This window comes from Streptomyces chattanoogensis, assembly GCF_001294335.1.
Classification (GTDB): Bacteria; Actinomycetota; Actinomycetes; order Streptomycetales; family Streptomycetaceae; genus Streptomyces; species Streptomyces chattanoogensis.
In genome coordinates, this window is the sequence record NZ_LGKG01000154.1 from 1 (window position 1) to 14,024 (window position 14,024).

Consider the following 14,024-nt stretch of genomic DNA (forward strand, 5'->3'; position numbering starts at 1 on the left):
ACCTACAAGCAGCGCAACACCGTCGAGCGGTGCATCAACCGCCTCAAACAGTGGCGAGGAATCGCCACCCGCTACGAGAAGACCGCCACCATCTACCTGACCGGACTCCACATCGCGGGCATCTTCCTCTGGTCCGCCCGATGATCCAAACGAAAGCCCCTAAGTCGCACGCCAGGCACGCCACCCATGCCGCATACGCCTGCCGCGCCGGACGGCCGACGTGCAGAACTGAGCACCCGTTGCGAGGTGTTGGGAGGGGTCACCCCGATGGCATGCCTACCCGACCCAGTCATGCCACGAGCCCTGACCGTGGCGCAGCTCAGCCGTCTCGCGGCCGTACAACACCCCCAGCCCGCTCACCCCGCACGACTAGGTTCGCCGTCAAAGAAGCCGAAACGGCTGGGTTAGCTGTCAAACGACTCGATTGGATGCAGCATTCGCCCACGGCAGACGAGAAAGAGCCCCAAGGGACTGGAACCTCCTCCGGGACCATGTCAACGTACAACGTCCCGGAAAACACCAGGTCAGCGAGCGATGAGGGGTTCCTGGTCGACCAACAGACAGGTCGGCCATGACGGCAGCCGGTACCCCAGCGCTGGTCGGTCTCGTCGCCGAGGCCCCGACCCAAGGAGCCCCACCTGTCGAATGCCGCTCTCCGATCCGCCCGCTTCACTGCCCCCCGTCTTTCTGGCGCTCGGCGCCCTGAACGCGTGGACCGCGCACAGACGACTACGGCGCCCTCGCCACGGCACTGTGTCTCTGTGTCTGCGCGGCCGGGCTCGGCGAGGACCTACTGCAACGCGGCTACCGTCGCGATCGAGCGGTCCTCGCGCACATCGTGATGCTTCCCGAAGTCGCCAACCCGGCACATTGCCCGAGGCGTTGGTGCTTCTGAACTCGTCGTGGCCGGCAGCCTCGACTGACTCACCGACGGCGGGCTCCTGGTGCTCGTCACGGACGGCGCGACTCCCACTCCCCGGTCGTACCGGCTGGCTTCCTGACCGAGGCCAATGCGCGGGGCTACAGGCAAAGCCCCGTGGGGCAGCGCGATACATAGCAGACGATCCCCGGTTACCGAAACCGGGGATCGCGGCAGAGCATTGATGGTGTTCGCACCCGGCTGCGCTTGGCTGCGGACACAGTAGAAAGCGCCGCAAAGGCTCAGAGGAGGAAATGAGCCGCCCCGCCCTGAGCCCATCCGGCCCGACCCCCTCCCTCATCCACAGAAAACCCTCCATGCCTGTACGACCGCTGTTTGTCTCTTCGACCGCACCTGCCCCCACGAGCGCTCTACGCGCCGCATTCCTCAACGTTAAGGACGCGGCCGCGTACCTCGGCCTCTCACCGCACACGCTTTACGTCTGGCGCCACCGACGGCAGGGCCCGCCGAGCTTCCGAATGGGCCCCCGCGGCCGCGTCATGTACCGGCGGGAAGTCCTTGACGCCTGGATTCGTGAGCAGGAGCGGGCTGACTCCCGCTCCAACCCGGCGCTGAACCCGCTGAGCGCAGCTCCCCAGCAGCGAAGCCGCCGCAGTGCCTGACATTCCGTACGTCGTCGCGCGCCGTTTGCCCCCTCTCGAAAGGAGCCTCTCCTGGCCGGCTACATAGAAGACCGTTGGATCAAGAAGAAGAAGGACCCGGTCACAGGGAAAAGGGAGAAGACCGCTCGCTACGGCAAGGGGAAGCGATACAAGGTCGCTGGCATACCTGGAGTCCGGGACTGTTCCTTCGACACCTTGGAGGATGCCAAGGCGTGGCTTCGTCGGGCAGCCACGGACGAGGAACGCGGCGAGTTCGTGGACCCGCGTGACGGATCCATCACGCTGGCCGACTACATCGCGATGCATTGGGCGCCGGGCAGCGGCGGTGTTCCGAAGACCCAGGATAACCAGGAGCGGAGAGCGCGCCTTCACATCATTCCGCACCTGGGCCAACTGCCCCTCAGGAACATCACGGCAGCGGATCTGCGCGCGTACGTAGCCAAATTGGAGTCAACCGTCTCCTCGGTCGACTACCAGCGCGGCATCCTGTCCGAGCTCTCCGCCATCCTGGAGGCGGCCGTTGATGACAAGCGGCTCGCCGGGAACCCCATGCACGCGAAGTCCGTTCGGTGGCCCAAGGCGCCACAGGAGCGCCGCGAGGCTTGGCGGTTGGAAACGGCGCTGCGAGTCCGCGACGCCATCAACCCGCGCAACCGGATAACCGTCGTTCTCGGTCTGGGGTGCGGGCTTCGTCAGGGCGAGGTATTCGGATTGAGCCCGGAGGACATCGACTACGCGAGAGGCGTGCTTCATGTCCGTCGCCAAGTCCAGGCGATCAAGGGGAGGCTGTATTTCACCTTGCCGAAGGGGAAGAAGACCCGTGTCGTCGACATGCCCTCCTCGGTTGCCGAGGAGCTCAAGCGCCACGTCGAAGCGTTCCCACCGGTGGAAGTGGAGCTTCCGTGGGGGAAGCCGGAGGGGCAAGGAAGGAAGTTCTCGCTGCTGCTCACCACGCGATTCGGCAATGCCGTGGCGGTGAACACGTGGAACACCTACACGTGGAAACCCGCGCTGGCCAAGGCCGGCATCATCCCGCCGCGGCCCAAAGGGGCGAAGCCATGGCAGTGGGAGGCGGCACCGAAGGAAGGCTTCCACGTGCTGCGGCACACCTACGCCTCGATGATGCTGGAAGCGGGGGAGTCCGTGGTGACTGTGGCGCGGTGGCTCGGGCACTCCTCGCCAGCCATCACGCTCGGTTACTACGCTCACTTCATGCCGGAGGCCGGAAGCAAGGGGCGCACCGCCATTGACGGACTGCTCGAGAGGACGGGGGATCCACCGTGCCAGTAGAAACTCCCCAGATTCTCCCCAGGGCTGATCGCGGCGGATTCCCCGCTTGTGTGCGCCTGGATTTAATTGTGGATTGTAAGGCCGCTTGGTCGGATAGCCTGGGAAAATGCTGACCGAAGTCACAGCGACCCGCTATGTCACGCCCTTGCGTGAGGGCGGATCGCTCCCGGGGATCGTCGAGGCCGACGATCTCGGTACGTACATCATGAAGTTCACCGGCGCAGGTCAGGGCCGCAAGACCCTGGTGGCGGAGATCATCTGCGGGCTGCTGGGGCGCCGGCTGGGGCTGCGGGTGCCGGATCTGGTCCAGATGCAGCTCGACCCCGTGATCGGGCTGAGCGAGCCGGACCAGGAGGTGCAGGAGCTCCTCAAGGCCAGCGGCGGGCTGAACCTCGGGATGGACTACCTTCCCGGGTCGCTCGGCTTCGATCCGCTCGCCTTCGAGGTGAGCTCCCGTGAGGCGGGCCGCGTGGTGTGGTTCGACGCGCTGATCAACAACGTCGACCGGTCCTGGCGCAACCCCAACATGCTGGTCTGGCACGGCGAGCTGTGGCTGATCGACCACGGCGCCACGATGATCTGGCACCACAACTGGCCCAGCGCCGAGAAGGCCGCCGTCAAGCCCTTCAACGCCTCCGACCATGTGCTGGCCACCTTCGCCCCGGACGTGTCCTCCGCGGCCGCCGAGTTCGCACCCTGTATCACCGAGGAACTCCTCACCGAGATCACGGCCCAGGTCCCCGACGAATGGCTGACGGACGAGCCCGGCTTCGACTCGCCGGACGAGGTGCGCCGGGCCTATGTCAGGGCCCTGCTGTCCCGCGCCGAGGTGATCAGCGACCACATCACCCTCGGGGACCGCACCGAGGACGCCCCCTCGCAGGCACCGGAATGGCTGGCGGGCAGGCTCCCGCGGAAGGTAGTGACGTGAGCAAGCTGAGCGAGCGAGCCATGAGGAGGGGCGCGCCTCGGGCGTGCGGGGCCGGGCGGAGCGGGGATTCGGCATGAGTGGTCTGCACAACGGGCGCGATGTTTTCGAGTACGCCCTGATCAGGGTCGTGCCGAGGGTCGAGCGGGGCGAGATGATCAACGCCGGCGTGATCGTGTACTGCCGCGCCCGGCGCTTCGTCGAGGCCCGTACCCATCTGGACGAGGCCCGGCTGCTGGCCCTGGACCCCTCGTGCGACGTCGAGGGCGTACGGGCCGCGCTCGCCGCCGTCGAGGGCGTCTGCCACGGCGGGGCGGCGGCCGGCCAGGCCGCGGGGGACGACGCGGGGCGCCGCTTCCGCTGGCTGATCGCGCCGCGCAGCACGATCGTCCAGCCGGGCCCGGTCCACACCGGCCTGACCGGCGACCCCTCCGCGGAGGCGAAGCGGCTGCTGGAGCTGCTGGTGCGCTGAGCCGCAGGAACACCGCGCAAGGGCGCCGGTTCCGTCCCCGGACGGAGCCGGCGCCTTTGTGCCGGTCGGGGCGCCGGGTGAGGTGGGTTACGGCGCGGCTGCGGGGCGTTGACAGCGGGTGGCCGGGCTTCTAGCGTCAGCCCTACTAAGCGGTTGCTCACCTGTTCGGCCGGTGCGGCGAGTCGCTTTCGAGGTTTCGAGGTGAGGAGAACCCGCATGTCCACCACCGAGCAGCGCGTCGCCATCGTGACGGGCGCGGCCCGCGGCATCGGCGCGGCCACCGCCGTACGCCTGGCCGCCGAGGGCCGTGCCGTCGCCGTACTCGACCTCGACGAGGCGGCCTGCAAGGACACCGTCGAGAAGATCACCGCGGCGGGCGGCAAGGCCATCGCCGTCGGGTGCGACGTCTCCGACGAGGCCCAGGTCGAGGCGGCCGTCGCGCGCGTCGCCGAGGAGCTCGGTGCGCCGACCGTGCTGGTCAACAACGCGGGCGTGCTCCGTGACAACCTGCTCTTCAAGATGAGCGCCGCCGACTGGGACACGGTCATGAGCGTGCATCTGCGGGGCGCGTTCCTGATGTCGCGGGCCTGTCAGAAGCACATGGTCGACGCCAAGTTCGGCCGGATCGTCAACCTCTCCTCCAGTTCGGCGCTCGGCAACCGCGGTCAGGTCAACTACTCCGCCGCCAAGGCCGGTCTGCAGGGCTTCACCAAGACCCTCGCCATCGAGCTCGGCAAGTTCGGCGTCACCGCCAACGCCGTCGCCCCCGGCTTCATCGTCACCGACATGACGGCGGCCACCGCCGAGCGCGTCGGCATGGGCTTCGAGGACTTCCAGGCCGCGGCCGCCACCCAGATCCCGGTCCAGCGGGTCGGCAGGCCCGAGGACATCGCCAACGCCATCGCCTTCTTCACGGGCGAGGCGGCCGGATTCGTCTCCGGCCAGGTCATGTACGTCGCCGGCGGCCCGCTCAACTGACCCCAGGAGTCCAGGACATGACCGAGCAGAACAACGGGCTCCCCGAGCTCTCCGGCAAGGTGGCGCTGGTCACCGGTGCCAGCCGCGGCATCGGCTACGGCATCGCGCAGGCCCTGGTGGCCCGTGGCGACCGGGTCGTCATCACCGGCCGCAACGAGGACGCGCTCAAGGAGGCCGCCGAGGCGCTGGGCGCGGACCGGGTGATCGGCGTCGCCGGCAAGGCGCACGACGAGGCCCACCAGGCCGTCGCCGTCGAGCGGGCGATGGAGGCCTTCGGGCGCATCGACTACCTCGTCAACAACGCCGGCACGAACCCGGTGTTCGGCCCCATCGCCGACCTCGACCTCGGTGTCGCGCGCAAAGTGTTCGAGACCAACGTGATCTCGGCGCTGGGCTTTGCGCAGCGCACCTGGCACGCCTGGCAGAAGGACAACGGCGGCGCGATCGTCAACATCGCGTCCGTCGCCGGCCTCAACGCCTCGCCCTTCGTCGGCGCGTACGGCGTGAGCAAGGCCGCCATGATCAACCTGACGCAGCAGCTCGCCCACGAGTTCGCGCCGGTGGCCCGGGTCAACTCCATCGCGCCCGCGGTGATCAAGACCAAGTTCGCGGCCGCGCTGTACGAGAACCGCGAGGAGGAAGCGACGGCCGCCTACCCGATGGCGCGGCTCGGTGTCCCGGAGGACATCGGCGGGGCCGCGGCCTTCCTGCTGTCCGACGCCTCCGGGTGGATCACCGGGCAGACGCTGGTCGTGGACGGCGGGCTGTTCCTCAACGCCGGGGTCTGATGCCTGTGGTGCCCGCCCACCCCTCGACAGGGGTGGGCGGGGGACCCGTTCTCCGGCAGGGCCGCGTCAGCCGGCGGACACCGCGCGAAGGAAGTCCCCAAGGATCGCGTTGAAGGCCTCCGGCCGTTCCATGTTGGGGTAGTGCGCGGTGCCCTCGATGCGCGTCGCGCGGCCGTTCGCGACGGTGCGTACGAGGCGCTCGGCCATGCGGAGGTGGTCGTCCGCGTCGAGGGCGCCGTTGATCGCGAGGAGCGGGACCGTGATCTTCGCGGCGCGCTCCCAGGTGTCGGTCACGGGCACCCGCCAGTCCCGTCCGTCGCCGGTGTGCTTGGCGACCGTGCGCTCGGTCATGTCGCGCAGGAGCCGTACGACGCGGGGATCGAGGTCGTCGAGGACGCGGTGCGGCCCGGGGGCCAGGAGCATGAACGCGTCGACGTAGGCCTTGGCGTCACCGGCGGCCAGGGCGCGGGCCTGCTCGGCCTGGATCTCCGTGATCCAGGGGTCCCGCCAGTCGGGCTCGCTGGTCCCGACACCACTGACCACCAACGCCCGTACCAGCTCGGGGTGTTCGAGCGCGGTGTCGACCGCGAGGGCCCCGCCCATCGACACGCCGACGAGGACGGCGGGCCCGGTGCCGAGATGGCGCAGCAGCCCGCCCAGGTCGTCGGCGTTACGGAACGGCCTGCTCGCATTGGCGGACCCGCCGTGACCGCGGGCGTCGGGTGCGATCACGCGGTAGTGCGACGCGAGGGCCGCCACCTGGCCGTCCCACATGCGGTGGTCGAGGAAACCGCCGTGCAGCAGGACCAGTGGCTGTCCGGTGCCGACGTCGCGGTACGCGAGCCGGCCGGCCGGGAGCTCCAACGCGTACATGTCAGAGGCATCAGTCATGACAACCAAGGTGCCATCTTCGTGCAAGCTTGGCAACCAAGGTGTCATCATGGTGCGGTGACCGACAAGCCACTCGAACCCGATGACCTCGCCCTCCGGCTCACGGAGGTGTTCGCCCTGGTGGGCCCGCTGTACCGACGGGTGCAGCGCAAGGTGGAGCAGGCCGCGCCGATCGAGGGACTCTCCGTCGGTGTGCGCGCGGTGCTCGACCTGCTCCGCGAACACGGGCCCATGACCGTCCCGCAGATGGGCCGCGAGCAGGCGCTGAGCCGGCAGTTCGTGCAGCGGATGGTCAACGACGCGGCAGCACAGCAGCTCGTCGAGATCATCCCCAACCCCGCGCACCGGCGCTCCTCGCTGATCCGGCTGACCGATGCGGGGAGAGCGGCCATCACCGCGGTGACCACCCGCGAACACGCCCTGCTGCGGCAGGTCGGCGGCGACCTGACCGATGCCGACGTCAGGGCCTGTGTACGGGTCCTCACGGAGATGCTCGAGCTCTTCGACCACGTGGATGTGAACTGACGCGCCATGATGTCCGGGCGCCCGGCGGTGCCGGTGAGCGGGTGCCCGCGGACCGCGTTGTCAGTGGTCGCCGGTAAGTTCTGATGATGAGAACGGAACGTACACCGGAGGTTGTGACGTGGTGACGGAGATGCTGCCCGAGTCCTGGCGCGGGGTCCTCGGCGAGGAGTTGGCAAAGCCCTATTTCAAGGAGCTGACCGACTTCGTCGAGGAGGAGCGGGCCAAGGGGCCGGTGTACCCGCCTCGTGAAGAGGTCTTCGCGGCGCTGGAGGCCACGCCGTACGACCAGGTGAAGGTGCTCGTCCTCGGGCAGGACCCGTACCACGGCGCCGGCCAGGGCCACGGCCTGTGCTTCTCGGTGCAGCCCGGCGTCAAGACGCCGCCGTCGCTGCGCAACATCTACAAGGAGATGAAGGAGGAGCTGGGCCACGCCGTTCCGGACAACGGCTATCTGATGCCGTGGGCCAAGCAGGGCGTGCTGCTGCTGAACGCCGTTCTCACGGTCCGCGAGGGCGAGGCCAATTCCCACAAGGGCAAGGGCTGGGAGAAGGTCACCGACGCGGTGATCCGCGCCGTGGCCGCCCGGCCCGACCCGGCCGTCTTCGTGCTGTGGGGGAACTATGCCAAGAAGAAGCTGCCGCTGATCGACCAGGACCGGCATGCCGTGGTCCAGGGCGCGCACCCCTCCCCGCTGTCGGCCAAGAAGTTCTTCGGCTCCCGCCCCTTCACCCAGATCAACGAGGCGATCGCCGCCCAGGGCCACGCCCCCATCGACTGGCGGATCCCCGACCTGAAGCAGGGCTGAGCCGCACGGTCCGTGCGCCGCCCACACCGCGCGGAGGCTTCCCCCGGCGGTTAGCGTCGGGGGAAGGGCCAACGGTCCGGGGCGGACCTGCCCTGGGGCGGCGAGCGAGCGCGGGGTGAGTGCGGTGACGGAGGAGTGGCGGGCGCAGGCGCACCCGGACGGCGTGCTCACCAGGATCGGCCAGGCGATCATGCTGCATCGCGCCGGCGACCGCGAAGAGGCACGCAACCGCCTCGCCGGGCTGTGGCAGGAGATCGGGCCCGAGGGGGACGCCTTCCACCGGTGTGCGCTCGCCCACTACATGGCCGACACCCAGGACGACCCGCGGGACGAGCTCGCGTGGGACCTGCGCGCCCTGGAGGCGGCCGAAGGTTCCGGCGAGCGCGGCGGCGGGCGCTGCGCCGAGCGCCGTGTCACCGAACCGGCCGAGGGCGCCAACGCCGAGGCCCTGCGCGCCTTCTTCCCCTCCCTCCATCTCAATCTCGCCGCCGACTACGTCGCCCTCGACCGCCCGGCCGACGCCCGAGCCCAGCTGCTGCGGGCCCGCGCCTCGGCCGACGGGCTGGCCGACGGGGAATACCGCCAGGGCCTGCGGGAGGCCATCGACCGGCTGGCGGTGCGGCTGAACGGGAACGGGGAGCGGCCCCGCGGCTGACCTGCGGCGGGGCCGCTCCCCGTAAGCTTCCGGGGCGCGGGCCACCCCGGACCGCGGCACCGCGACGCCCCAAGGACAAGGAGTACGAGTGAAGGTCGGCTGCATCGGACTCGGAGACATCGCCCAGAAGGCGTATCTCCCCGTACTGGGCGCGCAGCCCGGCATCGAGCTGCATCTGCAGACCCGCACCCCGGCCACCCTCCAACGGGTCGGTGACACCTACCGGCTGACCGGACGGCAGCTGCACACGGATGTGGAGTCGCTGCTCGCCGCCGGCCTGGACGCCGCCTTCGTGCATGCGCCGACCGCCGTACACCCCGAGCTCGTCACCCGGCTCGTCGAGGCGGGCGTACCGACCTATGTCGACAAGCCGATCGCGTATGAACTCGCCGAGTCGGAGCGCATCGTGCGGCTCGCCGAGGACCGGGGAGTCGGGCTGGCCGTCGGCTTCAACCGCCGCTACGCGCCCGCCTACGCCCAGTGCCGGGAGCACGCCCGGGATCTGATCCTGATGCAGAAGAACCGCATCGGTCTGCCCGAGGACCCGCGCACACTGGTCCTCGACGACTTCATCCATGTCGTCGACACCCTGAGGTTCCTGGTCCCCGGGGAGATCGACCACATCGACGTCCGGGCGCGGATCCGCGAAGGGCTGATGGAGCATGTCGTGCTCCAGCTCTCCGGCGACGGCTTCACGGCCCTGGGCACCATGAACCGGCTCAGCGGCTCCGCCGAGGAGATCCTGGAGGTCTCCGGGCAGGACACCAAGCGCCAGGTGGTGAACCTCGCCGAGGTCATCGACCACAAGGGCCAGCCGAGCGTGCGGCGGCGCGGCGACTGGGTGCCGGTCGCCCGGCAGCGTGGCATCGAGCAGATCGTGCTGGCGTTCCTGGACGACGTGCGGGCCGGGCGGCAGCCCTCGGCGCAGGACGCGCTGCGCACCCATGAGCTGTGTGAACGGGTGATCACCGAGGCGCTGGCCCAGGCCGCCGCCTGAGCGCCCGGACGCCCGCGTACCCGCCGGCGATCACCAGCGCGCCCATCGCCCCGTACACCGCCCAGTCACCGAACCGGGTGTACGGGCTGGTGCCCTTCGCCAGTGGCAGATCGTAGACGGCGGCCGCGCTGCGGCCGGTGCCCAACCGCTCGCCGACCGGCCCGCCCCGGGGGCCGTACACCGCGCTGATGCCGGTGAGCGTGGCGTGCACCATGGGGCGCCAGTTCTCCGCGGCGCGCAGTGCGGCCAGCGAGGCGTGCTGGGCCGGTGCCCAGCTCTCCTGGAACGTCGAGGTGGAGGACTGGGCGACGAGCACCTGGGCGCCGTCGCGCGCCAGGTGGCGGCTCATGTCGGGGAAGGCGGTCTCGAAGCAGACGAGCGGTCCGGCGCGGAGTCCGTCCGCGTCGGGCACCCGCATCACCACCTGGTGGGTGCCGCGGATCCGGTCGGTGGTCGCGGCCCTGCCCACCTGGGTGGCCCAGCCGAGGACGGCCCTGGCCGGTATGTATTCGCCGAAGGGCACCAGCCGCATCTTGGAGTAGCGCTCGCCGACCGGTCCGTGCGGCCCGATCAGCAGCGCGCTCTTCTCGATGCCCGGCCGGCCGTCGCGCCGCGCGTCGGTGTTGACCAGCAGGTCCGTGCCGGTCTGCCGGGAGAGCCGGGTGAGCCGGGCGGCGAGCGCGGGGTGGTCGGCCGGGTCCTGGTAGAGGCTGCTCTCGCCCCAGACGACGAGGCGTACGCCGCGGCCCGCCAGCGACCGGGTCAGCGCCTCGCCGCGGGCCAGCCGCTCCGTGGGGGTGCCGGTGAGGCCCGGCTGGACGACGGCGATGCGCACGGTCCCCGCGGGGCGCGGGACCGGGGCCCAGAACCAGGCCGCGGTGCCGGCCAGGGCGCACACCACCAGCCCGGTGACGGCCGGCCGCCATGCCGCCGGACGGGCGATCAGCTCGGCCAGCGCGGTGTTCACCGCCACGATCAGCAGGCTCAGCAGCCACACCCCGCCGATCGACGCCAGCCGTAGCGCGGGCGGCAGCTGCCACTGGCTGGCGCCGAGCAGGCCCCAGGGCCCGCCCAAGTACTGCCAGGAGCGGACCAGTTCCACCATCAGCCAGCCCGACGGCACCAGCACCAGCGCGGCGGCGGCCCGGCCCGCCCCGGGCGTGCCCCCCAGCAGCGCGCGCACCAGGATCCCCCAGGGGGCCCACAGCGCACCGAGCAGCAACGCCAGCACCAGAATGAAGACGTGCAGGCTCGGCAGCAGCCACTGATGGACGGCCAGCATGAATCCGGCGCCGCCCAGCCAGCCGTCCACCGCCGCCCGCCGTACGGTCGGCGCCGTACGCACCAGCAGCAGCCAGGGGACGAGCACGGCATACGCCAGCCACCACCAGGACGGCGCGGGGAAGACGAGCACCGGCAGCGCCCCGGCCAGCGCCGCCGCCAGGCCCCGCCACCAGGGGGAGCCGAGCCAACGTGCCCGGTCACCGAGCGGTCCGCGCATACCGTCTCCCTCCGCAGCACCTGAATGGATCATTCCCCGGCCGGCACCACCTCGCGCCATTTCTCGTGCACGACGACCTCGCTCAGCCGCCAGCCGTCGGGGGTGCGGCGGGCGGTGAAGGCGTAGCGGCCGGCACAGGTGTAGTTGGGTGCGGCGGGGTCGTCACCGGGTTCCGCCGGCATACCGTCGAGCCGCATCGGGTTGAGGTAGTCGGCCTGGACGGTGGCCGTATCGCCCGGGGCGCCGTCCCGCCGGGCCAGGGTGATCCGGCGGTTGACGATCAGATGCTGCCGTATCGAGAAGTGGCCCAGCACCTCGGTGAGCCACGCCGCGATCTCCGCGGTGGTGCCCTCGATGCCGCCCGCGGACCGGTAGTCCGCCCGGCCGTCGTCGGTGAAAAGGGCCCGGTACGCGGGCCAGTCCCCGTCGTCCAGGGCGATGGCGTAGCCGGTGACCAGATCGTCGATGGCGAGGCGGTCCATGACAGTCGAGTGTTCCGCGCGCTGCGTCATTGCCTCAGTTTTCGGCATACGGAGGCCCCCGCCAAGAGAGCGGGGGCCAAGCGGCGGGGCGTCAGGGCACCAAGGCCGCCGCTGCGGCGAACTCCGGCCCCTCCTCCTGGCCGGAATCCGCCCGCCCCGTCTCCGAGGCGAACTGCGTCCGGTACAGCTCCGCGTACCGCCCCTCCACCGCCAGCAGCGTCTCGTGGGTGCCGCGCTCGACGATCCGGCCGCCCTCGACGACGAGGATCAGGTCGGCGGCCCGTACGGTCGACAGCCGGTGGGCGATCACCAGCGCGGTCCGGCCGTCGAGGGCCTCGGTGAGCGCCTCCTGGACGGCGGCCTCGGAGGTGTTGTCCAGATGGGCGGTGGCCTCGTCCAGGATCACCACCCGGGGGTGGGCGAGCAGCAGCCGGGCGATGGTCAGCCGCTGGCGTTCGCCGCCGGAGAGGCGGTAGCCGCGCTCGCCGACGACGGTGTCCAGGCCGTCGGGCAAACCGGCGATCAGCTCCTCCAGGCGGGCCCGGCGCAGCGCGTCCCACAGCTCCGCCTCGGCCGCCTCCGGCCTGGCCAGGAGCAGATTCTCGCGGATCGTGTCGTGGAAGAGGTGCCCGTCCTGGGTGACCATGCCGAGCGCCTCGCGCAGTGAGGCGGCGGTCAGATCGCGGACGTCCACCCCGGCCAGCCGCACCGCACCGCCATCGGCGTCGTACAGCCGCGGCAGCAGCTGCGCGATGGTCGACTTCCCCGCGCCCGAGGACCCCACCAGGGCGACCATCTGGCCGGGCTCGGCGCGGAAGGAGATGTCGTGCAGGACCTGTTCGCCGCCCCTGGTGTCGAGGGTGGCGACCTCCTCCAGGGAGGCGAGGGAGACCTTGTCGGCGGACGGGTAACCGAAGCGCACGGAGTCGAACTCCACCGACACCGGGCCCTCGGGCACCGCGCGGGCGTCCGGCTTCTCGGCGATCAGCGGCTCCAGGTCCAGCACCTCGAAGACCCGCTCGAAGCTGACCAGCGCGCTCATCACCTCGATATGCGCGCCGGACAGGGCGGTCAGCGGGGCGTAGAGCCGGGTGAGCAGCAGAGCGAGCGAGACGATCGCGCCGGGCTCCAGGTGGCCGCGCAGGGCGAGGAAGCCGCCGAGCCCGTAGACGACGGCCAGCGCCAGCGCGGAGACCAGGGTGAGCGCCGTGACGAAGTACGTCTGCACCATCGCCGAGCGGACGCCGATGTCCCGTACCCGGCGGGCACGGGCGGCGAATTCCGCGGACTCACGGGCCGGCCGGCCCATCAGCTTGACGAGGGTGGCGCCGGGCGCGGAGAACCGTTCGGTCATCTGGGTGCCCATCGCGGCGTTGTGATCGGCGCCCTCCCGCCGCAGCGCCGCCAGCCGCCGCCCGACCCGCCGGGCGGGCAGTACGAACACCGGCAGCAGGACGAGCGCGATCAGGGTGATCTGCCAGGACAGGCTCAGCATCACCACGAGGGTCAGCAGCAGTGTCACGATGTTGCTGACGACCCCGGAGAGGGTGTCGCTGAACGCCCGCTGGGCGCCGATCACATCGTTGTTGAGGCGGCTGACCAGCGCTCCGGTGCGGGTCCGGGTGAAAAAGGCGACCGGCATCCGCTGGACGTGGTCGTAGACGGTCGTCCGCAGGTCCAGGATCAGCCCCTCGCCGATGCTCGCCGACAGCCACCGGGTCAGCAGCCCCAGGCCCGCCTCGGCGACCGCGATCACGGCGATCAGCCCGGACAGTCCCAGGACGACGCCGGACGAATCGCCGCCCACGATCGCGTCGACCACCCGCCCGGCGAGCAGCGGGGTGGCCACCGCGAGCATCGCGGTGAGGGTGCTCAGCGCCAGGAAGAACACCAGCCGCCGCCGGTGCGGCCGGGCGAAGGCCGCGATCCGGCGCAGGGTTGCGCGGGAGAAGCGTCTGCTGCCCTGCTGGGCGGTCATCGTGCTGTGCAGGGAATGCCAGGCGGTGACTTCCATGTCCATGGTGGACTCCTGTTCTGCCGGGGCCGTCACGGGATCGCCGTGTGCGACCGGCGACATAAAAGGAACCTAGGACCTCAACCAACATTGAGGTCAAGAGATTCCCGTACGGCCGCCTCAAGGACGTCGGCCGGGCCGGAAAATCATCGGGTG

At 70.5% G+C, this 14,024-nt stretch carries 14 protein-coding genes and 1 pseudogene; 11 read left to right on the forward strand and 4 right to left on the reverse strand.

The window, feature by feature from the left end; all coding sequences use genetic code 11:
* The 7 genes and pseudogenes from ADL29_RS27050 to ADL29_RS27075 all read left to right on the forward strand — a co-directional run.
* Positions 1-144, forward strand: a pseudogene (locus tag ADL29_RS27050) (IS5/IS1182 family transposase); the annotation flags it as partial.
* Between the two features lie 1,092 nt (positions 145-1,236).
* Entirely contained in the window at positions 1,237-1,542 is a 306-nt protein-coding gene (locus tag ADL29_RS41565) for a helix-turn-helix transcriptional regulator (RefSeq protein WP_078971325.1), read from the forward strand.
* 195 nt (positions 1,543-1,737) lie between these two features.
* Positions 1,738-2,832 (forward strand): tyrosine-type recombinase/integrase, encoded by a 1,095-nt coding sequence (locus ADL29_RS27055; RefSeq protein ID WP_053926203.1) that lies wholly within the window; start codon positions 1,738-1,740, stop codon positions 2,830-2,832.
* A gap of 106 nt (positions 2,833-2,938) precedes the next feature.
* Positions 2,939-3,763, forward strand: coding sequence for a HipA family kinase (locus ADL29_RS27060; protein ID WP_053926204.1), 825 nt, complete (start codon positions 2,939-2,941; stop codon positions 3,761-3,763).
* 73 nt (positions 3,764-3,836) lie between these two features.
* On the forward strand, positions 3,837-4,232 hold the full coding sequence (locus ADL29_RS27065) for a DUF3037 domain-containing protein (RefSeq protein WP_053926255.1): 396 nt from the start codon (positions 3,837-3,839) through the stop codon (positions 4,230-4,232).
* A gap of 216 nt (positions 4,233-4,448) precedes the next feature.
* Positions 4,449-5,210 carry a 3-oxoacyl-ACP reductase FabG gene (gene fabG / locus ADL29_RS27070; RefSeq protein ID WP_053926205.1) on the forward strand — a complete coding sequence of 254 codons (762 nt, stop codon included), beginning with the start codon at positions 4,449-4,451 and terminating at the stop codon, positions 5,208-5,210.
* A 17-nt stretch (positions 5,211-5,227) separates the two neighbouring features.
* The gene (locus tag ADL29_RS27075) at positions 5,228-5,998 is read left to right on the forward strand and encodes an SDR family oxidoreductase (RefSeq protein ID WP_053926206.1); all 771 of its coding nucleotides are present in this window, start codon (positions 5,228-5,230) and stop codon (positions 5,996-5,998) included.
* Positions 5,999-6,064: 66 nt separating this feature from the next.
* On the opposite strand, the gene ADL29_RS27080 is transcribed toward ADL29_RS27075, so the two are convergent.
* Entirely contained in the window at positions 6,065-6,889 is an 825-nt protein-coding gene (locus ADL29_RS27080) for an alpha/beta fold hydrolase (RefSeq protein WP_053926207.1), read from the reverse strand.
* 57 nt (positions 6,890-6,946) lie between these two features.
* Here ADL29_RS27080 and ADL29_RS27085 point away from each other — a divergent pair, with 57 nt between their 5' ends.
* The 4 genes from ADL29_RS27085 (at position 6,947) to ADL29_RS27100 (ending at position 9,871) form a co-directional block, all read left to right on the forward strand.
* Complete coding sequence (locus tag ADL29_RS27085; protein WP_053926208.1) at positions 6,947-7,414, forward strand: MarR family winged helix-turn-helix transcriptional regulator; 468 nt, start codon at positions 6,947-6,949, stop codon at positions 7,412-7,414.
* Positions 7,415-7,544: 130 nt separating this feature from the next.
* Positions 7,545-8,219 carry a uracil-DNA glycosylase gene (locus tag ADL29_RS27090; RefSeq protein ID WP_053926256.1) on the forward strand — a complete coding sequence of 225 codons (675 nt, stop codon included), beginning with the start codon at positions 7,545-7,547 and terminating at the stop codon, positions 8,217-8,219.
* A gap of 190 nt (positions 8,220-8,409) precedes the next feature.
* The gene (locus ADL29_RS27095; RefSeq protein WP_107095099.1) at positions 8,410-8,874 is read left to right on the forward strand and encodes a hypothetical protein; all 465 of its coding nucleotides are present in this window, start codon (positions 8,410-8,412) and stop codon (positions 8,872-8,874) included.
* 88 nt (positions 8,875-8,962) lie between these two features.
* Complete coding sequence (locus tag ADL29_RS27100; RefSeq protein ID WP_053926210.1) at positions 8,963-9,871, forward strand: Gfo/Idh/MocA family protein; 909 nt, start codon at positions 8,963-8,965, stop codon at positions 9,869-9,871.
* On the opposite strand, the gene lnt is transcribed toward ADL29_RS27100, so the two are convergent.
* From lnt to ADL29_RS27115, 3 genes are all read right to left on the reverse strand, one after another.
* A complete protein-coding gene (gene lnt, locus ADL29_RS27105) occupies positions 9,840-11,372 on the reverse strand; it encodes an apolipoprotein N-acyltransferase (RefSeq protein ID WP_053926211.1) in 1,533 nt (510 codons plus the stop codon). The genes ADL29_RS27100 and lnt overlap by 32 nt on opposite strands.
* 29 nt (positions 11,373-11,401) lie before the next feature.
* Positions 11,402-11,884, reverse strand: coding sequence for a nuclear transport factor 2 family protein (locus tag ADL29_RS27110; protein WP_053926212.1), 483 nt, complete (start codon positions 11,882-11,884; stop codon positions 11,402-11,404).
* Positions 11,885-11,945: 61 nt separating this feature from the next.
* A complete protein-coding gene (locus tag ADL29_RS27115) occupies positions 11,946-13,874 on the reverse strand; it encodes an ABC transporter ATP-binding protein (protein WP_053926257.1) in 1,929 nt (642 codons plus the stop codon).
* Positions 13,875-14,024 lie beyond the last annotated feature (150 nt).

Bases quoted from the DNA above. Each gene is read 5' to 3' on its own strand.
- lnt (WP_053926211.1), bottom strand. From the start codon at position 11,372: ATGCGCGGACCGCTCGGTGACCGGGCACGTTGGCTCGGCTCCCCCTGG.
- ADL29_RS27090 (WP_053926256.1), top strand. From the start codon at position 7,545: ATGCTGCCCGAGTCCTGGCGCGGGGTCCTCGGCGAGGAGTTGGCAAAG.
- ADL29_RS41565 (WP_078971325.1), top strand. From the start codon at position 1,237: ATGCCTGTACGACCGCTGTTTGTCTCTTCGACCGCACCTGCCCCCACG.
- fabG (WP_053926205.1), top strand. From the start codon at position 4,449: ATGTCCACCACCGAGCAGCGCGTCGCCATCGTGACGGGCGCGGCCCGC.
- ADL29_RS27075 (WP_053926206.1), top strand. From the start codon at position 5,228: ATGACCGAGCAGAACAACGGGCTCCCCGAGCTCTCCGGCAAGGTGGCG.
- ADL29_RS27080 (WP_053926207.1), bottom strand. From the start codon at position 6,889: ATGACTGATGCCTCTGACATGTACGCGTTGGAGCTCCCGGCCGGCCGG.
- ADL29_RS27065 (WP_053926255.1), top strand. From the start codon at position 3,837: ATGAGTGGTCTGCACAACGGGCGCGATGTTTTCGAGTACGCCCTGATC.
- ADL29_RS27095 (WP_107095099.1), top strand. From the start codon at position 8,410: ATGCTGCATCGCGCCGGCGACCGCGAAGAGGCACGCAACCGCCTCGCC.
- ADL29_RS27110 (WP_053926212.1), bottom strand. From the start codon at position 11,884: ATGACGCAGCGCGCGGAACACTCGACTGTCATGGACCGCCTCGCCATC.
- ADL29_RS27115 (WP_053926257.1), bottom strand. From the start codon at position 13,874: ATGGACATGGAAGTCACCGCCTGGCATTCCCTGCACAGCACGATGACC.
- ADL29_RS27060 (WP_053926204.1), top strand. From the start codon at position 2,939: ATGCTGACCGAAGTCACAGCGACCCGCTATGTCACGCCCTTGCGTGAG.